Consider the following 21,176-nt stretch of genomic DNA (forward strand, 5'->3'; position numbering starts at 1 on the left):
CGGCCATGCCCGACGCGGTAGGAATGGAGTACTCGACGTGACGGTCGTCACGCCGATCGGTGGGGATCGACGCAGAACTCAACGACGAGGAGCGACCATGAGCGGTATCCCTAGACGGGCCCTGAAGGCAGGCGGGGTGGTCGGAATCGCCACGCTGGTGCTGGCCGGCTGTCTGCAGAACCCGAACGCGTCCGGTGGCTCCGGCGGTGCCGGGGGTGGCGGCACCATCGTCGACGGCGGCAGCGCCGACAACGACAAGAAGGTCACGATCCTCGGCGCCTTCGGCGGCGACGAGGAGAAGAACTTCAACGCCTCGCTCGCCGAGTTCGAGAAGAGCAGCGGCATCGACGTGCAGTACACGTCCGACCAGGACTTCACGACGACCATCAAGCAGAAGGTCGGCGCCGGCGACTCCCCCGACATCGGCCTCTTCCCCCAGCCCGGCGGCCTGCTCGAGTTCGCCGCGCAGAAGAAGGTCGAGCCGATCGACACGTTCCTCGACTACGACAAGCTCCAGGGCACCCTGCTCACCGGCTTCCTCGACGCGGGCCGCTACAAGGGTCGTGTCTACGGCGCCCCGATGCGCAACGCCGTCAAGAGCATCGTCTGGTACCCCAAGGCCGCCTACGAGAAGGGCGGCTACAACAAGGCACCGGGCTCGATCCAGCAGCTGCAGACCGACGTCGCCGACAAGATCGCGGCGGCCGGCATCACCCCGTGGTGCATCGGCTGGGAGTCGGCGCAGGCGACCGGCTGGGTGGGCACCGACTGGGTCGAGGAGCTGATGCTGCGCATGTACGGTCCCGACGTCTACGACGACTGGACCTCGCACCGCATCCCGTTCAACGACGACCGGGTCGTCAAGGCCCTCGACGAGGCGGCCAAGTTCAACAAGGACCCGAAGATGGTGCTCGGCGGCACCAAGGGCGTGCTGACGACCGCCTTCGGCAACGCGATGACCCCGGCCTTCTCCAACCCGCCGAGGTGCATGCTGCACCGCCAGGGCAACTTCGCCACGACCTTCTACCCGAAGAACGTCCAGGCGGACCTCGACAACCAGGTCGGCATCTACGTCTTCCCGAAGTTCGAGGGCGGCTACGACGGCCAGGCGATCCTCGGCGGCGGCGACCTCGCGGGCCTCTTCAACGGCAACGACCCCGACGCGAAGAAGGTCATGGAGTTCCTGACCTCCGACAAGTTCGGCGGCCCGTGGGCCAAGGCCGGCGGCTGGCTCTCACCGCACAAGACGTTCGACACCAGCAACTACCCCAACGAGACCACGAAGAAGATCGCCGAGATCGCCAACAGGGCGAGCGTCCTCCGGTTCGACGGGTCCGACCTGATGCCGAAGTCGATCGGCTCCGACGTCTTCTGGAAGGAGATGGTCAAGTGGGAGGGCGGCCAGTCGTCCAAGCAGACGGCTGACAACATCGAAGCCGCTTGGCCGAAGTCATGACCGCCGGCACGAGCGCGGCAGCGCCGCGCCAGAGTCTGCGCGCCGACGACGACCCGCAGGCAGCCCTGCGCACGCAGCCGGTCAAGATCGCCGTCGGCCTCGTCGGCATGATCCTCACCGTGTGGGCCCTGGGCAACCTGTTCCTGGCCTTCGGCTTCTACCCCGAGAAGTTCGGCAGCAAGATCGTCATCGGGCTGCTCGCGATCGTCGCGGGCGTCGGTGGCGCGGCCGTGATCTTCTACTTCCTCAACATGTTCGTCGAGGGGCTGCCGGCACGGCTGTCGGAGGGTCTGATCCCCTACGCCTTCATCCTGCCGGGCTTCGCGCTGGTCGCGCTGATGCTCATCTACCCGACGTTCCAGACGATCAACTACTCGTTCGCGAACTCCGACAGCACCGCGTACGTCGGGCTGCAGAACTACCGGACCATCTTCGGTGACTCGGAGTTCTGGTCGTCGATCGTCAACAACGTGCTGTGGCTGGTCATCGTGCCGGCGGTCGTGGTGGCGTTCGGCGTCGTCGTGGCGGTGCTGTCGGACAAGCTGTCGGCGAACGGCGAGAAGTTCGCCAAGAGCCTGATCTTCCTGCCGATGGCGATCTCCTCGGTCAGTGCCGTGTCCATCTGGGCCCTCGTCTACGCCTACAACAACCCGGGCCAGGCCCAGACCGGCCTGCTCAACGCGATCTGGACCAGCCTCGGTGGCGACCCGCAGACGTGGCTGCAGATCAGCACGGCCAAGCTCAACTCGATCCTGCTCATGGTGATCCTGATCTGGCTGCAGGCCGGTTTCGCCATGGTGCTGCTGAGCTCCGCGATCAAGGGCGTCCCCGAGGACACCCTCGAGGCGGCACGCATCGACGGTGCCGGCGAGTTCCAGATCTTCTGGCAGGTCGTCATCCCGCAGATCAAGGGCACGATCATCACGGTGTTCGTCACCGTCTTCATCACGGTGCTGAAGATCTTCGACATCGTCTACGTGTCGACCAACGGGCAGTACGGCACCAACGTCATCGCGAACCTCTTCTTCAACAAGCTGTTCGCGGCGAGCGAGGCGGGGCAGGCGACCGCCATCGTCGTCGTCCTGCTCCTCGCGGTGACCCCGCTCATCTGGTACCAGATCAAGCACTTCCGCGACGAGGAGGCGAACCGATGAGCCGCAAGCTGATGAAGGACGGGCGACCCCGCAGCCCGTTCTCGATCACCGTGATGGCCCTGCTCGCCCTCCTGTGGTCGATCCCCACGATCGGGCTGCTCATCACGTCGTTCCGCACCCGCGACGACGCCCAGTCCTCGGGCTGGTGGACGGCGCTGTTCAACCCCTTCGGCGCCAACTGGACGGCGAGCAACTACTCCGGCGCCTGGACCGGACAGGACTTCGGGTCGGGCTTCATCAACAGCCTCGTCGTCGCCATCCCGGCGACGATCATCCCGATCATGTTCGCGGCGTTCGCCGCCTACGCGTTCACCTTCATGGACTTCAGGTTCAAGGAGCTGTTCTTCCTGCTCATCATCGCCGTCATGGTCGTGCCGATCCAGGTGTCGTTCCAGCCGATGCTCGGCATCCTCGGCCCGCGCGGACTCGGCATCAGCGGGCAGTACATCGCGGTGTGGCTGTTGCACACGGGCTTCGGCATGCCGCTGTGCATCTACACGCTGCGCAACTACATGAGCACGCTGCCGCGCAGCGTCGTCGAGTCGGCGAAGATCGACGGCTGCAGCCACTACCAGACGTTCTGGCGACTCGTGGCCCCGATGTCGATCCCGGCCATCGCGGCCTTCGCGACCCTCCAGTTCCTCTGGGTCTGGAACGACCTGCTCGTGGCCAAGCTCTTCCTCAAGAGCGAGAACACGACGGTCATCGTGAAGCTCCAGCAGCTGCTCGGCACGCAGGGCCAGGGGCAGGAGCTGCTCACGGCCGGCGCGTTCATCTCGATCATCGTGCCGATGATCGTGTTCGTCACCTTGCAGCGGTTCATGATCCGCGGCATGACGAGCGGTGCCGTCAAGGGCTGACCCACCTCGGCCCGCGGCGGGCTCGCGCCCGTGGCACCTCGCGTCAGTCCCCTCCCGGCCGTTCACTAGGCTGGGAGGGGACTTTCGTATGCCGTGTGGCCGCCCAGCTCACCGCGGCATACGTCCGTGCGGTGGGCACCCCGGCCCGCCGGTGAGTGCAAGGAGCATGTCGTGGCCGACTTCGCCTACGAGGACCTGCTGCCGATCGGCGCCGACGAGACGCCGTACCGGCTGCTGACGACCGAGGGCGTGCGCACCGTCGAGGGCCCGGGAGGCCGCACCTTCCTCGAGGTCGACCCGGAGGCGCTGCGGCTGCTCACCGAGACGGCCATGCACGACATCGCGCACTACCTGCGGCCGGCGCACCTCCAGCAGCTGCGCAACATCCTCGACGACCCCGAGGCGAGCAACAACGACAAGTTCGTCGCGCTCGACCTGCTCAAGAACGCCAACATCGCCGCGGGCGGCGTGCTGCCGATGTGCCAGGACACCGGAACCGCGATCGTGATGGGCAAGCGCGGCCAGCACGTGCTCACCGCCGGCACCGACGAGCAGGCGATCAGCGAGGGCGTCTACGACGCGTACACCCGCCTCAACCTGCGCTACTCGCAGATGGCCCCCATCACGACGTGGGAGGAGAGGAACACCGGCTCCAACCTGCCCGCGCAGGTCGAGCTCTACGCCGACACGGCCCCCGGCCACGAGGCGCAGTACAAGTTCCTCTTCATGGCCAAGGGCGGCGGCTCGGCCAACAAGAGCTACCTCTACCAGGAGACGAAGGCGATCCTCAACGAGGACGCGATGATGCGGTTTCTCGACGAGAAGCTGCGCTCGCTCGGCACGGCGGCGTGCCCGCCCTACCACCTCGCCATCGTCATCGGCGGCACCAGCGCCGAGTTCGCCCTCAAGACGGCCAAGTACGCGTCGGCGAAGTACCTCGACTCGCTGCCCACGTCGGGGTCGATGACCGCGCACGGCTTCCGGGACACGGAGCTCGAGGACAAGGTGCTCGAGCTGACGCGCCAGTTCGGCATCGGCGCCCAGTTCGGCGGCAAGTACTTCTGCCACGACGTGCGCGTCGTGCGCCTCCCCCGTCACGGCGCGAGCCTGCCGGTCGCCGTCGCGGTCTCGTGCTCGGCCGACCGCCAGGTGCTCGGCAAGATCACGGCCGACGGCGTCTTCATCGAGCAGCTCGAGACCGATCCCGCGCGCTTCCTGCCCGACGCCGGCGCGGTCGACCTGGGCGAGCACGAGGACGACGCCGTCGGGGTCAGCTCGATCAGCCGCAACGTCGTCGTCAAGATCGACCTCAACCAGCCGATGGACGACATCCTTGCCGAGCTGAGCAGGCACCCCGTCAAGACGCGCCTGTCGCTCACCGGCCCCCTTGTCGTCGCGCGCGACATCGCCCACGCGAAGATCAAGGAGCGCCTCGACGCCGGCGAGGAGATGCCGCAGTACCTCAAGGACCACCCCGTCTACTACGCCGGCCCCGCCAAGACCCCCGAAGGTATGCCGTCCGGCTCCTTCGGGCCGACGACGGCGGGCCGCATGGACTCCTACGTCGACCAGTTCCAGGCAGCCGGCGGCAGCAAGGTGATGCTGGCCAAGGGCAACCGGAGCAAGCAGGTCACCGACGCCTGCGACGCGCACGGCGGCTTCTACCTCGGCTCGATCGGCGGCCCGGCCGCGCGGCTCGCGCAGGACTGCATCAAGCACGTCGAGGTGCTCGAGTACGAGGAGCTCGGCATGGAAGCCGTGTGGAAGATCGACGTCGAGGACTTCCCCGCCTTCATCGTCGTCGACGACAAGGGCAACGACTTCTTCGCCGAAGTCAGCAAGCCGATGGCCTTCACCATTACCAAGCGACCCGGACTGGAGTGACTGTGACTGAGAACGCCTCTGCCGCAAAAGGTTTCGACGACCTGATCGCGGCCAACCGCGCCTACGCCGACAGCTTCGACATGGCGGGCTTCGACGGCATCGCCCGGGCGGGCGTCGCCATCGTGACGTGCATGGACTCGCGCATCGACCCGCTGGGGCTCGTCGGGCTGCGCCCGGGCGACGCGAAGATCTTCCGCAACCCCGGTGGCCGCGTCGGCACGGACGCCCTCGAGGCGCTCGTCCTCGCGACCCACCTGCTGAACGTCAACCGCATCCTCGTCGTGCCGCACACGCGCTGCGCGATGGCCTCCAACACCGAGGCCGAGCTTCGCGAGCGGGTCGGTGCGAGCGCCGGCGAGGACGCCTCGTGGATGACCTTCCACGCGATCACCGACCAGGAGCGAGCGTTGCGCGAGGACCTCGCCAAGGTGCGCTCGCACCCGCTCATCGCTGCGGGCACCGAGGTCGCCGGCTTCGTCTACGACGTCGACACCGGCCTGCTCCGCCAGGTCGACTGACCCGGAAGCGTCTCCACCCCCGCCTCCACCCCCGCCTCTTCGTCGAACGCCGCGTTCGATGGCGAACGCGCTGCTGTGACAGTGAGCTCGTCACCGAACGCGGCGTTCGGTGGTGTCAGGAGGGCGTGGGAGTGCCGGCTCGCGTCTGCCACACGTGGTGGGCCACCACGGCGGCGAGCATCACTCCGAGGGCGAGCACGGTGATCCCGATGGGCGGCGCCACCGCCGCGACCGACAGCGCAGCCAGCCCGACCGCGACGCCGACGCGCCGCTCGACCATCGGCGCACCCGCCAGCGAGTGCATCGCCGTCAGGCACCACACGTAGACCGCGACGGCGCCGGCGAGCGCCAGTCCGACGACCCGCGGCGACGTGTGCGCCTCCTCCTGCACGAGGTCGACCGCAGCCGCCAGACCCGCACCCGTGGCGGCCACCGACGCGAACACGAGGTAGTGCCCGTAGCCGGTGAGGAAGATGCTGCCGATCGAGCCCTCGAAGAGCCCGGAGTGGTCGCGCTTGAAGTAGAGCCACCACATCGAGAAGACGAGGAGCAGCCCGCCCACCACGAGCGTGAGCAGCCCCGTTCTCGCGCCGGCGTCGAGCGCCCCCTGCACGGCCTGCACCGCGGCGAGCACCACCTCGCCCAGCACGATGAGCGTCAGCAGGGCGTACCGCTCGGCGATGTGGTGGGGGTGGAACGGCGTGAAGCCGCGGCGTTCGGCGAGCACGGGCACCATCAGCTCGAGGACCACGAGGGTGAAGAACGACGCCTTGAGCACGGCCTCCCCCTCGAGCAGCAGCCGCGCGATCCAGAGCGCCTGCACCGCGGTGATCCCGGCGGCATACGTCAGGGCGGTGCGGCGCCCCTCGGGGTGACCGCCGGCGGCACGCAGCCACATCGCGACCATGGCGAAGCGCATGAGCGCGTAGCCGCCGACGACGAGCCCTGACTGCCCGTCGTCGAAGAGGTCGGGGATGCCCGCCGCGAGCATGAGCGAGCCCACCATGATCGCGAAGGTCAGCAGGCGGTAGGGCACGTCGTCGCAGTCGTAGGACGAGGCGAACCACGTGTAGTTCATCCAGGCCCACCAGATCGCGAAGAAGACCATCACGAAGTTCACGAGGTCACCCAGGTGCCCCTCCGCGAGCCCGTGGTGCCACTGCGCGGCGGCGCTCGCGATGGCGACGACGAAGACGAGGTCGAAGAACAGCTCGAGCGGCGTCGCGACGCGGTGCGCCTCGTGCGGGTCACGAGGCTGCATGCGTCGAGAGAGCGGCACGGCGTTGACGTGGCTCACGGCCCGAGTCTGCCAGCAACCCCGCGACGGATCGACGGGTCACCCGAGGCCGCGACGCTCGAGCAGGTGCGTGATGTCGGCGTCGGAGCCCCGGAACTCCCGGTACGACTCGAGCGGGTCGGCGGCGCCGCCGATGCCGACGACGTGGCGACGGTAGCGGTCGCCGTTCTCCCGGGTCAGCCCGCCGTTGTCGTGGAACCAGGCCACCGTGTCGGCGTCGAGCACCTCGCTCCAGATGTACGCGTAGTACTGCGCGTCGTAGGAGTAGGAGAAGGTGTGCGCGAAGTAGGTCGACCGGTAGCGCGGCGGCACCAGCGGGTGCGCGAGCCCGACCCGCTCCAGCGCCTGCGCCTCGAAGGCCTCGACGTCGGTGACGGCGGCGGCCTCCTCGACGCCGAGCGCGTGCCAGGCCTGGTCGAGCAGCGCGGCCCCGAGGTACTCCCCCGTGCCGAAACCCTCGCCGAAGGACTGCGCGGCGACGAGCCGGTCGACGAGCTCCTGCGGCAGCCTCTCCCCCGTCTCGTGGTGCACCGCGTAGCTCGACAGCACCTCGGGCCACAGCATCCACATCTCGTTGACCTGGCTCGGGTACTCGACGAAGTCGCGGAAGACGCGGGTGCCGGCGAAGTGCGGGTAGGTGACGCGGGCGAGGAGCCCGTGGATGGCGTGCCCGAACTCGTGGAAGAAGGTGCGCGTCTCGTCGTAGGTGAGCAGCGTCGGCTCGCCGGCGCCCGGCTTGGGGACGTTGAGGTTGTTCATGACGACGGCGTGCGGCTGCTCGAGCAGCGCGTTCTGGTGCACGAGGCTGTTCATCCACGCCCCGCCCTTCTTCGTGTCGCGGGTGTAGAGGTCGAGCAGGTAGAGCCCGAAGGCCGACCCGTCGGCGTCGTGCACCTCGAAGACCCGCACGTCGGGGTGGTAGCCGACGAGGTCGTCGCGCTCGTGGAAGGTCAGCCCGTAGAGGCGCTCGGCGGCCAGGAAGATGCCGTCCTGGAGCACCCGCTCGGCCTCGAAGTACGGCCGCATCGCGGCGAGGTCGACGGCATACCTCGAGGCGCGCACTCGCTCGGCCCAGAAGGCCCAGTCGTGGGCCTCGACGGGCTCGCCTGCCTCCTCCTCGAGGAGCGCCCGCTCGGCCTCGATGTTGCGGGCCGCCGCGGGTGCGAGCCGTCCGAGGAGCCCCATGACGCGTTCAGGGGTGCGGGCCGTGGAGTCGGCGAGGGCGGCGTGGGCGTGCGAGGGGTAGCCGAGCAGGCGCGCCCGCTCCGCCCGGAGGCGCACGATCTCGAGGACGAGGGCCTTGGTGTCGTCGGCGTTGCCGCGGTTGCCGCGCGCGCTCTGGGCCTCGTGGAGGCGCCGTCGCACGTCTCGGTTCGTCAGCGACGCGAGGTGCGGGTGTCCGGTGGGCAGCACCAGCGTGATGAGCCACTTGCCGTCGTGGCCGTGCTCGCGGGCGGCCGCTGCCGCGGCGGAGATCTCGCCGGCGGTGAGGCCGTCGAGCTCGGCCACGTCGTCGACGAGGACGGCGAGGTCGTTGGTGTCGGCGAGAAGCTGCTTCTCGAAACGGGTGTTCAGGGTCGCGAGCCGGCCGTTGAGGTCGCGCAGGGCCGCCTTGGCGTCGTCGTCCAGGCCCGCACCGGCCACCGTCATCTCGGTGAGGTGTCGCTCGACGAGCCGGTGCGACTCGGGGTCGAGGGCGGCCATCGCCTCCTCGTCGTCGCGCACCGCCCTGATGCGCGCGTAGAGCCGGGGGTCGAGTCGTACGGCGTCGCCGTGGGCGGTCAGCTTCGGCGCGTACTCCTCCTCGATCGCCTGCACCGCGTCGGTCGCGAGCGAGCTCGAGGTGCCGAAGAACGCGAGGCTGACCCGGCTCAGGGTGCGTCCCGACCGCTCGAGCGCCACGAGGGTGTTCTCGAAGGTCGGCGCCTCGGGGTTCGTGGCGATGGCCTCGACCTCGGCGAGGTGCTCGGCCATGCCGAGGTCGAACGCCTCCGGGTAGTGCTCGTCATGGATCAGCGCGAAGGGCGGCAGCGAGAACGGCAGCGGGCTCTGGGCGAGCAGGGGGTTGGGCATGACGGAACCCTACGCAGGGCGACGCCGCGAGCTCCACGCAGTTTGGCCGCGTATGCCGTCACGCACCCGAAGGGGAGCCGCGGCGCACCTGCGCGGCTGGGTCACTCAGAGGCTGAGCTCGGCCTTCACGACCCCGACGAGGCGGTCGGCGAGCGTGCGGGCCTGGTCGCCGTCCGCGGCCTCGACCATGACGCGCACCACGGGCTCGGTGCCGGACTTGCGCAGCAGCACGCGTCCCGTCTCGCCCAGCTCGCCCTCGGCGACACGCACGGCGTCGGCGACGGCCGTGTTGGCCTCGAGCGCCGACTTGTCGACGTCCTTGACGTTGACGAGCACCTGCGGGAAGTGGGTCATCACGGCGGCGAGGTCCGACAGCGTGCGTCCGGTCGCGGCCACGCGCGAGGCGAGCATGAGCCCGGTCAGGGTGCCGTCGCCGGTGGTGCCGTGGTCGAGCATGACGACGTGGCCGGACTGCTCGCCGCCGAGCGAGAAGCCGCCGTCCTTCATGCCCTCGAGCACGTAGCGGTCGCCCACGGCCGTCTGCAGGACCTTGATGCCTGCGCTGCCGAGCGCCTGGATCATGCCGAGGTTGGACATGACGGTCGCGACGAGCGTGTCACCGCGAAGGACGCCCTGCTCCTTCATGGCGAGCGCGAGGATCGCCATGATCTGGTCGCCGTCCACCTCGCGACCGGCCGCGTCGACGGCCAGGCAGCGGTCGGCGTCGCCGTCGAGCGCGATGCCGAGGTCGGCGCCGGCGTCGACGACGGCCTGCTCGAGGTGCTCGAGGTGCGTGGAACCGTAGCCGTCGTTGATGTTGAGGCCGTCGGGCTCACCACCGATGAGCGTGACCCGGGCGCCCGCCTCTCGGAACGCCCGGGGCGCGACCTCGGAGGCGGCGCCGTGCGCGGCGTCGACGACGACGTGCAGGCCGTCGAGCCGGTGCGGCAGCACGGACAGCAGGTGGGCGACGTAGCGGTCGGCTCCGTCGACGAGAGGGGTGATGCGGCCGACGTCGCCGCCGGTGGGTCGCTCCCAGTCGGCGCGCAGCCGCTGCTCGATGCGGTCCTCGAGGTCGTCGGCCAGCTTGTGGCCGCCGCGGGCGAAGAACTTGATGCCGTTGTCGGGCATCGGGTTGTGCGACGCCGAGAGCATCGCGCCGAGGTCGGCGTCCTGCTCGCCCACGAGGTACGCGATCGCCGGGGTGGGCAGCACCCCTGCGTCGCGCACGTCGACGCCGGCCGACGCGAGACCGGCGGTCGTCGCTGCGGCGAGGAACTCGCCGGAGGCCCGGGGGTCACGGCCGACGACCGCGACGGGACGGTGGCCGTTGAAGGCTCCGACCTCGGCGAGCACGTGGGCTGCTGCGACCGACAGGTCGAGCGCCAGCTCTGCGGTGATGTCCTTGTTCGCCACACCACGGACGCCGTCCGTGCCGAAGAGTCGAGCCACGCTGTGTGCCTTCCGAGCGGGGCGGCCCCAGGCCTCCCGAGTTCATGTGCTGACCATCTCGTGGTCACGTGCTCGGACGACGATACCGCCCGAGCAGGGTACCGCCCGCCGGGGACCCCGGATCTTCGCGTGCCAGGACGAACCAGACAGACCGACGGTTCGCGCGAGGGCCAGACGCCTGGAGTGTGCGGCGCCCGAGCCAGCTGGCTGGCCCTGCGTACGTGTCGATGTTGGGGGCCGCGCACAAGCGGACAGCGCCGTGGAGACCGCACAGGCCCCCGAGCCTTCGCTCGGGGGCCTGTGCGCGGCCGGCATCCAGCCGCATCGGGGACGACCGGCGCGAGCAGGTGCGCTCGCCGCCGGCCGGACCGTCAGCGCTTGGAGTACTGCGGAGCCTTGCGGGCCTTCTTGAGACCGGCCTTCTTGCGCTCCGGGACGCGGGCGTCGCGGGAGAGGAAGCCGGCCTTCTTGAGGGCGGGACGGTTGAGCTCGGTGTCGACCTCGTTGAGCGAGCGGGCGACGCCGAGACGGACCGCGCCGGCCTGGCCGGAGGGGCCACCGCCGTGGACGCGGACGAGCACGTCGTAGGAGCCGTCGAGCTCGAGCAGCGTCAGGGGCTCCTTGACGATCTGCTGGTGCACCTTGTTGGGGAAGTACGCGTCGAGCGTGCGGCCGTTGATCTTCCACTCGCCCGTCCCGGGGACGATGCGCACACGGGCGATGGCCTGCTTGCGACGACCGGTGGCGGCGCCGGGGGTGGAGACCTGGCGGGCGCGCTTGGGCTCGCCGAGCGCGTCGGTCGCGGAGGACTCGCTCGTGTACTCGGTCAGCTCGGGCTCGTCGGTGTCGAGGACGTCCTCGTTGATGATGTCAGTCACTGGGTTTCTCTTTCTTCGCAGTCAGTGCTCGGTCGGGCTCAGCCGGGCGCTTACTGCGCGACCTGGGAGATCTCGAAGGGGACGGGCTTCTGGGCCGCGTGCGGGTGCTCGGCGCCGCGGTAGACCTTGAGCTTGGAGAGCTGCTGGCGGGCCAGCGAGTTCTTCGGGAGCATGCCGCGGATGGCCTTCTCGATGGCCTTCTCGGGGCTCTTGGCGAGCAGCTCGGTGTAGGAGGTCGCGCGCAGACCGCCCGGGAAGCCGGAGTGGCGGTAGGCCTTCTTCTGCTCGGCTTTGGCGCCGGTGAGGGCGACCTTGTCGGCGTTGATGATGATGACGAAGTCACCGGTGTCGACGTGCGGCGCGAACTGCGGCTTGTGCTTGCCCCGGAGGAGCACAGCGGCCTGGCTCGCGAGTCGGCCGAGGACGACGTCGGACGCGTCGATGACGTGCCACGTGCGAGTGACCTCGCCGGGCTTCGGGGTGTAGGTGCGCAATGGAGTCTGCCTTCGCTTCTGAAATGGTGGAGCCACTGGTGTGACGCTGGGCCCGGTCCGCGTCGCCGACTCCCTCGGGAGCATGGTTCGCCTGACGGCCCGCTGCACAACCTCACCAATGTTACGGGGTGCAGCCCCCGCTCCCAAATCGCGCCGGGGCACCCCCGGAACAGGCCCTGACCTGCAAAGACGCGCTGATGCGGCTCGCATGCACACCTCTTGTGCAAACAAACTGTGCAAAGGTATTGTGCACACTATGGCTGCACGCGACCGCTCGATGCCCCCCTCACCCGACCCGGAGGCCGGCGACCCCGACAATTTCTGGCTCACGCCCGAGAGCCTGCGGGTGCTCGCCCACCCGCTGCGTTCCCGCCTGCTCGGCGCGCTGCGCCGCCACGGCCCGTCCACCGCCACCGACCTCGCCACGCTGCTCGGCACCAACTCGGGCGCCACCAGCTACCACCTGCGCAAGCTCGAGTCGGTGGGACTCGTCCAGGACACCGAGGAGGGCGAGGGCAAGCGCCGCCTCTGGCGGGCCAGCTCCGAGTTCCACTCGTGGCACCCCAGCGACTTCGAGGGCGACGAGGACTCCGAGACCGCCCTCAACTGGCTGACCCGCGACTACGCGCGGCACTTCAGCGAGCAGTACGACAAGTGGCTCGACGTCTCGACGACGTGGCCCACCGCGTGGCAGGACGCCTGCGGCTCGAGCGACGCCTCGGTGCTCGTGACGGCCGAGTCCCTCGAGGCGATGCGTGAGGAAATGTGGGAGCTCATCGAGCGCTACCGCCGGGTCGGGCAGGGCAACCCGCAGGCCCGCCGCATCGCCGTCTACGCCTTCGCCTACCCCCTGGACCTCGACCGGCCACCCACCGCGGGAACCCGACGATGAGCCGCCCGCGCGTCCACGAGTCGTCACGGCGGCCGTATGCCGTCCTCTCCCCCACCGCGGCCCGCCGGGTGTTCCTGGCGCTCACCTTCACCCGCTGGTTCCCCGTGGGTCTCGTCGTCGGCCTGCTGACGCTCTGGCAGCTCGAGCGGGGCCTGACCGTCGCGCAGGCGATGACCGTGTCATCGGCCGCCGGCCTCACGATCTTCGCCCTCGAGCTGCCGACGAGCGGCTTCGCCGACGCGTTCGGACGACGCCCCGTCTTCGTCGTGTCGGCCCTGGTCAACGTCCTCGCGAGTGTCGTGCTGCTGCTCGCCCACGCGTTCTGGATGTTCCTGGCGGGGGCCGTGCTCACCGGCATCTTCCGCGCACTCGACTCCGGGCCGCTCGAGGCGTGGTTCGTCGACACCGTGCACGCGACCGACCCGGGAGCCGACGTCGACGGCTCGCTGGCCGCGCAGGGAACGGTGCTCGGCGGCGGCATCGCGGTCGGAGCCCTCGTGTCGGGCGCCCTCGTCTGGTGGCACCCGTTCACCGGCGCGTCGGCACTCGTGCTGCCCGTCGCCGTCTTCGTCGCCCTCAACGTCGTGCACCTGCTCGCCGTGCTCGTCCTGCTGCGAGAGCCCCGATCGGCCGAGCACGTCGACTCCTCCGGCGTGCGTCGGGCGCTCGCCTCGGCCAAGGAGTCGCCGGTCGTCGTGCGCGAAGGCCTCGGCCTGCTCCGCACCAACCCCGCCCTCCGCGGCATCGTCTGCGTCGAGATCTTCTGGGCGGTGGGCATGCTCGTCTTCGAGACCTTCCAGCCGATCCGTCTGGCCGAGCTCGTCGGGGGCGAGGAGCGGGCGGGCGCGCTCATGGGACCGGTCGCCGCAGCCGGCTGGGGCGTCTTCGCCCTGGGCGCCGCCCTCTCGGGCTGGACGAGCCGGCGCGTCGGCGTGGCCCGCACCGCGATCCTCGCCCGGGTGCTCAACGGCCTCGGTGCGGTCGTCATGGGTGTCGTGGCCGGTCCGGCCGCGCTCATCGCTGCCTATGGCGTGACCTACCTGCTCCACGGCTCCGCGGGGCCGGCCCACTCGGCACTGCTGCACCGCGAGGCACGAGCCCGCAACCGCGCGACCGTGCTGTCGATCAACTCGATGGTGGCCTCGGTGGCCTTCGGGGTCGCCGCTCCCCTCTTCGGCCTGTTGGCCGACCGGGTCTCGACGCAGGTCGCGATGGTGTGCGCGGGCGCGTTCAGCGTGCTGGGCGCGTGGTTCTACCGCCAGGCCCGCCGCGCCGAGCAGGCACGCACGGCCGGAGCAACGGACAAGGACAAGGACACTGACACGGACGCTGACACGGCCGACGGGGTCACAGCGGCGGTGACGTGATCTCGTCGAGCTCGGCGAGGTCCTCGGCCGTCGGCTCCCAGAGGCCCGCGCGCACGTTCTCGACGACCTGCTCGGGACGCGTCGCGCCGGCGATGACGGAGGCGACGGCCGGCTGGGCGGCGAGCCCGCCGATGGCGACGTCGATGGGCCGCAGGTCGCGCTGGACGGCATACGCCTGGAGGCGCTCGATCGTGTCCCAGTCGGCGGCGGCGAGCCGGTCGGGCAGTCCGGCGAGCCGCGTGCCGGTCGGGGCGGACTCGCCGCGCCGGTACTTGCCGGTGAGCAGCCCCGAGGCGAGCGGGAAGAAGGGCAGCAGCCCGACCCCCACGTGCTCGCACGCCGGGACGAGCTCCTCCTCGACGTCGCGTTCGAGCAGGGAGTACTCGTTCTGCGCGGAGACGAAGCGGGCCGTGCCGGCGGCGCGCGCCGTCCAGTCGGCGTCGACGACCTGCCAGCCGGTGAAGTTGCTGCTGCCGATGTAGCGGACCTTGCCCTCGGTGACCAGCTCATCGAGGGCTGCCAGCGTCTCGTCGATCGGCGTGACGGGGTCGGGACGGTGCAGCTGGTAGAGGTCGATCCAGTCGGTGCCGAGACGTCGCAGGCTCGCCTCGACGGCCTTGCGCACGTAGCGCCGCGAGCCCCGCACGCCCCAGTCGGGGCCGTTGCTGCCCTGCATGTCCATCCCGAACTTCGTTGCCACGACGACGTTCTCGCGCTCCGAGCCCAGGGCCAGCCCGAGCATCTCCTCGCTCGCGCCCTGGCCGTAGATGTCGGCCGTGTCGAAGAGGGTGACGCCGCTGTCGATGGCCTGCCGCACGACGGCGTTGGTGCCGTCCTGGTCGAGGCGCCGGCCGAAGTTGTTGCAGCCGATGCCGACGGTGGACACGGTCAGCCCGCTGTCGCCCAGCTGCCGGTAGGTCATGTCAGGAGTCGTCACTCGCCCAACCTATGCCTGCGCGCCACCCGGTCAGGGCGCAGCACCTGCACGCGCGAGCGCCGGCCCCCGCTCTCGCGGGGACCGGCGCTGCGTCGTGGGCGGGTCAGCGGGGCTGCACGAAGACGGCCACGGTGCGCGCGGGCACCGAGAAGGTGCCGGCACCAGCGTCGTAGGACGCCTGCTTCACGACGCTGTCGGCGCCGCCGGCCTGCACCGGGCTGAGGGCCATCGGGCCCGTGAGGCCCGGCACCCTCTGCGTGACCGTGCTCGGCGTCGCGTTGAACACGACGACGAGGCCGCGCAGCGCCGGGTCGGCGTCGACGCCCACGGTGTCGTCGACCCGCATGACGATCACGCCCTGCTTCGCGTCAGCCGTGCCCGAGACCGGGAAGCTCACCTTGGCGTTGATCGCCTCGGCGTTCCCGAGCCGGAAGAGCTTGCTGCTGAAGCGAAGTCGCAGCAGGTCCTGTGCCATCGCATCGGCTGCGCGCACGTCGGCCGCGGTCGGCTTGAGGGCGCTGTTGCCGAGCAGCGGCTTCATGAAGGGCCACTTCGCCGAGTTCTGCTCCTGCGGCGGCAGGCCGTGGCCGAAGCCGTTGTCGGCTCCGGTCCAGTCGAGCCGGTTGAACCAGTCACCGCTGTCGTAGGAGTCGCGGTTGAGCGACTTGCTGCGCAGCAGGTCGGCGCCGGCGTGCCAGAACGACGGGGTCTGCGCGAGAGCGGTCGTCGCGAGCGACAGGGTGTTCATGCGCACCCGGTCCTGCATCGACGTCGCGACGGGCAGCTTGTAGGTGAGCGAGTCGAAGAGCGTCTCGTTGTCGTGGGCGTCGACGTAGGTGACGACCTCGTCGGGCTGGTCGGCGTAGCCGGCCGGCGAGCCGTTGTAGTCGACCTTGTCGCCGGTGACGAGACCACCGCTGGCCTGGCTGCGGAAGCCGAACGAGCGCAGGTTGCCCGCGAGTCCGAGCTGCACGAGGTCGGTGTCGTGCGCGAGGTTCTTCACGGCGTCGCCGTTGATCGGTGCCCCGTTGGGGTCGGTGGCCTCACCGGAGCCGAAGCCCTGCTTGCGCGGGTCCTCGTCGAAGGGACCGCCGCCACGGACGGCGTCGCGCAGCCGGTCCGAGAAGGTGCCGATGCCGGTGCCGCCGAGCTGGCCCTGCGTCGCCTGGACGAAGAGCTTGTTGTTCGCCACCTCGCCGAAGTTCCAGCCCTCCCCGTACAGGTAGACCGCCTTGCCGTCCACGCCGTCCTTGGCGGGGGTGAGGGCGTCGAGGGCCGCGCGCACCGCGAGCATGTTGGCCTTGCTGTGGTGGCCCATGAGGTCGAACCGGAAGCCGTCCACCTTGTAGTTGCGTGCCCACGAGACCACCGAGTCGACCATGAGCTTCTCGGCCATCGCGTGCTCGGTGGCGACGTTCTGGCAGCAGGTCGACGTTTCGACCGCACCGCTCGCGTTGAGGCGCTGGTAGTAGCCCGGCACCACCTTGTCGAGCACCGACTTGTCGGCCTGCCCCGAGGCGTTGGTGTGGTTGAAGACCTGGTCGAGCACGACCCGCAGGCCGTCCTGGTGCAGCGCCCCGACCATGGTGCGGAACTCGGCGACGCGAGCACCGCCGTCAGCGGCCTTGGTGCTCGAGGCGTACGAGCCGTCGGGCACGCTGTAGTGGAAGGGGTCGTAGCCCCAGTTGAAGGCATCCTTGGACGCGACCGCGCTCGTGCACCGCTGCTGCTCCTCGCTGTCGGGGGCGTAGGAGGCGAGGTCGCACTTCGGCGTCTCCTGCTTCGCCGGGTCCTCCTCGATCGAGGCGATGTCGAAGGTCGGCAGCAGGTGCACGGTGTTCATGCCGGCCTTGGCGAGCGACCTGAGGTGCGCGCGCCCGTCACCGTCGGCGGCGAACGCGAGGTAGCTGCCGCGTATGCCGGCCGGCACCTTCGCGTCGGACGCCGAGTAGTCGCGCACGTGCAGCTCGTAGATCGTCGAGTCGACGCCTTGGGCGAGGGCCGGCGACTTCGTGGTGCGCCACGTCGACGGCATGAACGCGGGGTCGCGGAGGTCGACGGCCACGGACCGGGTCGAGTTCGGCGTCAGCGCCACCGAGCTCGGGTCGGTGACGAGGTTGGTCTCGACCTTGCCGGTCGTCGGCGCGTAGACCTTGACCTCGTAGAGGTAGCGGGCGCCCTTGGCCGAGGCGTCGAGCGAGGCCGACCACGAGCCGTCGGTGGCTCGGGCCATCGCGGTGCGCCTGGCCGTGCTCGCCGGCTGGTCGGCGCTGCCGGCCGGCCAGGTCAGCAGGCTGACGGACTGGGCCGTGGGGGCCCACACGGTGAAGCCGACGCGCCCGGTGCCCGAGAAGCTCGGCCCGTAGGTGCGGCCGCGCGCCGACGCGGCATACAGGGCGTCCACGGCGATGGCCGTCTGCGTGCCAGTGGCGTCGAGCAGGCGCCCGGTCGTGTCGTACATGCCCACCGCGACCTGGCCCTCGAGGATCTCGGGCAGCTGCCGCGACGTGGCCTTGTCGAGGCGCACGGCAACGGCGCCCTTGAGCTCCGGGTGGGCCGCGACGAGCGTGGCGGGAAGGCCGGCGGGGTCGCGGGTCAGGGTCGCGACCGAGCCGCCCGTCACGGCCTCGGCGTCGACGGCGAGGCCGCCGTCGGCCGACCAGTGCAGTCGCCACCGCAGGGTCGCGGGGTCGGTGCCGGCAGGCAGGGCCGATGCCGGCCAGGCCACGAGGTCGGGACCGACGACGAACGCCTTGGCCTTCTTGAGGTCAGGGGCGGCGCCCGCCTTGGACGTCTTGACGCCGACCTCATGGGTCGAGGCCTTGTAGGTGATGGTCGTGACGACGCCGTCGCTCGGCACGGTGAAGGCGACGTTGCTCGCCGGGTAGGACTCGTCCCACGTGCGGTCGACGGCCACCTTGAACTCGTAGCTGCCCGCGGGGATGCGGTCGGTGCTGAATGTGAAGGTGCCGTCGCCGTCGGGGTCCTGCAGCCACGAGCGCATGCAGTCGGGCGCCCAGTCGCCGGGGCAGCCGAGCTCGCTCTGGAAGCTGCCTGGGGCGGTGAGGATCGAGCCCTGTGCCGTGCTCGTCACCCAGTGGGTGCGGTGGTCGTAGAAGAAGTCGACCGAGCCACCGGGCGCCTTGTAGCCGATGTTGCCGCCACCGGGGGCTCCTCCGACGCCGTAGTTCTCGTCCCACGACTTGTTGATCGCGGCCTTGTACTCGTAGTCGCCAGCCGGGATGGTGGCCGAGCCCTTCCAGATGTCGTCCTTGGGGTCGAGCGTGAGCTGCGCCTGGTCGCAGTCGGGCTGCCAGTCACCGGGGCATCCCATCTCGGAGTTGTGGCTGCCGGGGACGCTGACCGCCTTCGGCTGCGTGACGGGTCCGACGCCACCGGAGTCGCCGCCGCCGGCCGTCTGGGGCTCCCCGACGATGCCGTAGGTCGAGGTCGCCGAGACCTTGCCGTTCAGGTCCTTCGCCACCATCCGGTACTCCACGAGGGAGCCCTTGGCCAGACCGGAGACGTCGTGGAAGACGCGGTACGGGGCGTTGTCGTCGGTGCCGATGGGCGTCCACTGCGTGGCGCCCGCAGGACGCTGGAGGAACGTCACGTCGGCGAACGTGCCGCCGTCGAGCGCGGCGCCGATCTCGGCGCGGCCGCCCACGACGCCGCCGGCGCCGGGCGAGGTCGGGATGATCGTCGGCGCGCTCGGCGACGAGGCCATCGTCGACGCGGCACGGTAGACGGCGACCGACAGCGGGGGCACGGTCACGGTGATGCGCCCCGACGTGACGGCGCGGAGGTCACCCGAGGCGCCGAGGAGCGGCACGAACCTGCTTCCGGCCGAGTACGTCTCGAAGGTCGCGGTCTTGGCCGTGGTGGCGTTGTTCGTCGCGACGACGTACTCGCGCTTCGCCGCCTTGTCGATGCGGCTGAAGGCGTAGATGCCGGCCGAGTCGGAGGCGTAGCGGTGCACCTGCGCGCCGTCGGCGAGCGCCGGGTGCGCCTGGCGCAGCGCCGAGAGCCTGCGGATGTGCTGGTAGAGCGGGACGTCCGTCGAGTAGTGGGCACCCGTGCCCTGCAGCTGCGGGCTGCCGACGATGACGTCGTCCTTGTAGATGTCGGTGCTCGTGCCGAACATGTCCTGGCGGGCGCGCTTGTCGTCGAACCCGCTCGTGGGACCGGTGAAGCCCTGCTCGTCGCCGTAGTAGACGACGGGGTTGCCGCGCGAGAGGAACATCAGCGAGTTGGCGAGCTCGGTGCGGGCGAGCAGCGCGTCGCCGGTGTAGCCCGCCGAGAGGAGCATGGCGCCGGAGCGGCCCATGTCGTGGTTGCCGAGGAAGGTGGGCAGCTCGTAGGCGTTCGAGTCGGTGTCGGTGTAGTAGTCGTCGCCGGCGAAGAGGTCACGGACGCCCGTCGTCGCCTTGCCCTGCGCGAAGCCGAGGGCCGCGCCCTGGAAGCCGAAGTCGAGCGTCGCCGGCAGCTTGCCCTTCGTCGTGAACTGGCTCGTGTAGGCGGGGTTGCCGTCGAAGACCTCACCGAACATGTTGAAGTCGGGGTTGCCGATCTCCTTGGCGTGCTTGAGGATCGCCGGAGAGAAGGCCTGCCAGAACTCCATGTTGACGTGCTTGACGGTGTCGATGCGGAAGCCGTCGATGCCGAAGTCGACCCACGACTTGTAGATGTCGGCCATGCCGGAGACGACGTCGGAGCGCTCGGTGAACAGGTCGTCGAGGCCGACGAAGTCGCCGTAGGTGGAGGACTCGCCGGCGAAGGTCGAGTCGCCGCGGTTGTGGTACATCGTCGGGTCGTTGAGCCAGGCCGGGACCTTCACGGTCTTGTCGGCGTCGCTGCGGAAGACCGGCTTGTAGGGGAACGACGAGGCGGCCGACAGGGCCGGGAAGCAGTCGGGGTAGGCCTTGGCCGTGCCTGCGCACATCGGCTTGCCCGCCACGGCGGCGTCGTCGAAGGCCGCACCGCTCGCGTCCTTGTAGGACGAGGCCTCCTTGGAGACGTAGCCGTGCTGGCCACCCTCGTAGTCGACGACGTCGGCAGTGTGGTTGGTGATGATGTCGAAGTAGACCTTCATGCCCTTGGCGTGGGCGGCCGAGATGAGGGCCTTCATGTCGGCGTTGGTGCCGAGGTGCGGGTCGATCCGGGTGAAGTCGGTGACCCAGTAGCCGTGGTAGCCGGCGCTGGCGTCCGAGCCCGACCCCTGCACGGGGCGGTTCTTGAACGACGGCGTCAGCCAGATGGCGGTGGTGCCGAGACCCTTGATGTAGTCGAGGCGCTGCGAGATGCCCTTGAGGTCGCCGCCGTGGAAGAAACCGGCGTCGGTGGGGTCGAAGCCGGTCTCGAGCCGCGAACCGGTGAGACCTCCCCGGTCGTTGGACGCGTCGCCGTTGGCGAAGCGGTCGGCCATGACGAAGTAGAAGCGCTCGCGCGTCGCGAGCTCGCGCAGGGAGGCCGAGGCGAGCTTCCCGTCAGCCGCGGTGGCCTTGCCCGGCAGGTCGGTGGGCGCGATGCCGACGGCGTGCGTGGTGTCGTCGTAGGTGAAGCGCAGCTTCGCCGCGTGCTGCAGCACCAGCGGGAGGTTGTTGCCGCCCTGCCCGTAGCTCTCGGCCCAGTCGTGGTTGATGGCGACCTTCAGCTCGTAGGAGCCGGCAGGCACCGTGAAGTCGGCGGCATACGTCGTCGAGCCGGGCTGCAGCACCAGGTCGGTGGCGGTGCAGGCCGGCGACCAGTCGGCGTCACAGCCGAGCTCGCTCTGCAGCGAGCCGACGAGCGTCGCGGTGCGCGGCGCCTCGGCTCGGGCGGCGGGAGCCCCCGTCAGCGGGACGCCGAGTCCGGCGATGACGAGGGCCGAGATGCTGGCGACGGACAGGGCCGGGCGGCGGCGCATGCGCACTCC

At 70.1% G+C, this 21,176-nt stretch carries 14 protein-coding genes; 7 read left to right on the forward strand and 7 right to left on the reverse strand.

The window, feature by feature from the left end; translation table 11 throughout:
- Positions 1-97 precede the first annotated feature (97 nt).
- The 5 genes from ACXR8F_RS01935 (at position 98) to ACXR8F_RS01955 (ending at position 5,872) form a co-directional block, all read left to right on the forward strand.
- On the forward strand, positions 98-1,456 hold the full coding sequence (locus ACXR8F_RS01935) for an ABC transporter substrate-binding protein (protein ID WP_052677383.1): 1,359 nt from the start codon (positions 98-100) through the stop codon (positions 1,454-1,456).
- Positions 1,453-2,610 (forward strand): carbohydrate ABC transporter permease, encoded by a 1,158-nt coding sequence (locus ACXR8F_RS01940; protein ID WP_082081005.1) that lies wholly within the window; start codon positions 1,453-1,455, stop codon positions 2,608-2,610. The genes ACXR8F_RS01935 and ACXR8F_RS01940 overlap by 4 nt, the downstream gene beginning before the upstream one ends.
- Positions 2,607-3,470 (forward strand): carbohydrate ABC transporter permease, encoded by an 864-nt coding sequence (locus tag ACXR8F_RS01945; protein ID WP_045191862.1) that lies wholly within the window; start codon positions 2,607-2,609, stop codon positions 3,468-3,470. Before ACXR8F_RS01940 ends, ACXR8F_RS01945 begins: the two co-directional genes overlap by 4 nt.
- 171 nt (positions 3,471-3,641) lie before the next feature.
- Positions 3,642-5,354, forward strand: coding sequence for a fumarate hydratase (locus tag ACXR8F_RS01950; protein ID WP_458798539.1), 1,713 nt, complete (start codon positions 3,642-3,644; stop codon positions 5,352-5,354).
- A 2-nt stretch (positions 5,355-5,356) separates the two neighbouring features.
- A complete protein-coding gene (locus tag ACXR8F_RS01955) occupies positions 5,357-5,872 on the forward strand; it encodes a beta-class carbonic anhydrase (RefSeq protein WP_045191864.1) in 516 nt (171 codons plus the stop codon).
- Positions 5,873-5,987: 115 nt separating this feature from the next.
- On the opposite strand, the gene ACXR8F_RS01960 is transcribed toward ACXR8F_RS01955, so the two are convergent.
- The 5 genes from ACXR8F_RS01960 to rplM all read right to left on the reverse strand — a co-directional run bounded on the left by ACXR8F_RS01960 (position 5,988) and on the right by rplM (position 12,066).
- Complete coding sequence (locus tag ACXR8F_RS01960; protein WP_458798540.1) at positions 5,988-7,169, reverse strand: low temperature requirement protein A; 1,182 nt, start codon at positions 7,167-7,169, stop codon at positions 5,988-5,990.
- A gap of 39 nt (positions 7,170-7,208) precedes the next feature.
- The gene (locus tag ACXR8F_RS01965; protein ID WP_458798541.1) at positions 7,209-9,242 is read right to left on the reverse strand and encodes a M3 family metallopeptidase; all 2,034 of its coding nucleotides are present in this window, start codon (positions 9,240-9,242) and stop codon (positions 7,209-7,211) included.
- Between the two features lie 105 nt (positions 9,243-9,347).
- Complete coding sequence (gene glmM / locus ACXR8F_RS01970; protein WP_458798542.1) at positions 9,348-10,694, reverse strand: phosphoglucosamine mutase; 1,347 nt, start codon at positions 10,692-10,694, stop codon at positions 9,348-9,350.
- 371 nt (positions 10,695-11,065) lie between these two features.
- Positions 11,066-11,572: a 30S ribosomal protein S9 gene (gene rpsI, locus ACXR8F_RS01975; protein WP_045191868.1), complete on the reverse strand. Its 507-nt coding sequence runs from the start codon at positions 11,570-11,572 to the stop codon at positions 11,066-11,068.
- 50 nt (positions 11,573-11,622) lie between these two features.
- Positions 11,623-12,066, reverse strand: a complete 444-nt coding sequence (gene rplM, locus ACXR8F_RS01980; RefSeq protein ID WP_045191869.1) for a 50S ribosomal protein L13 — start codon at positions 12,064-12,066, stop codon at positions 11,623-11,625.
- A gap of 256 nt (positions 12,067-12,322) precedes the next feature.
- Here rplM and ACXR8F_RS01985 point away from each other — a divergent pair, with 256 nt between their 5' ends.
- Positions 12,323-12,958: a helix-turn-helix domain-containing protein gene (locus ACXR8F_RS01985; RefSeq protein WP_458798543.1), complete on the forward strand. Its 636-nt coding sequence runs from the start codon at positions 12,323-12,325 to the stop codon at positions 12,956-12,958.
- Positions 12,955-14,325 (forward strand): MFS transporter, encoded by a 1,371-nt coding sequence (locus ACXR8F_RS01990; RefSeq protein WP_458798544.1) that lies wholly within the window; start codon positions 12,955-12,957, stop codon positions 14,323-14,325. The genes ACXR8F_RS01985 and ACXR8F_RS01990 overlap by 4 nt, the downstream gene beginning before the upstream one ends.
- Here the strand turns inward: ACXR8F_RS01990 and ACXR8F_RS01995 are convergent.
- Together ACXR8F_RS01995 and pulA are read right to left on the reverse strand one after the other, a co-directional pair.
- Complete coding sequence (locus tag ACXR8F_RS01995) at positions 14,306-15,247, reverse strand: aldo/keto reductase (protein ID WP_045191871.1); 942 nt, start codon at positions 15,245-15,247, stop codon at positions 14,306-14,308. The genes ACXR8F_RS01990 and ACXR8F_RS01995 overlap by 20 nt on opposite strands.
- Before the next feature lie 118 nt (positions 15,248-15,365).
- Entirely contained in the window at positions 15,366-21,167 is a 5,802-nt protein-coding gene (gene pulA, locus ACXR8F_RS02000) for a pullulanase-type alpha-1,6-glucosidase (RefSeq protein WP_458798545.1), read from the reverse strand.
- Positions 21,168-21,176 lie beyond the last annotated feature (9 nt).

This window comes from Terrabacter sp. AAH1 (assembly GCF_054456855.1).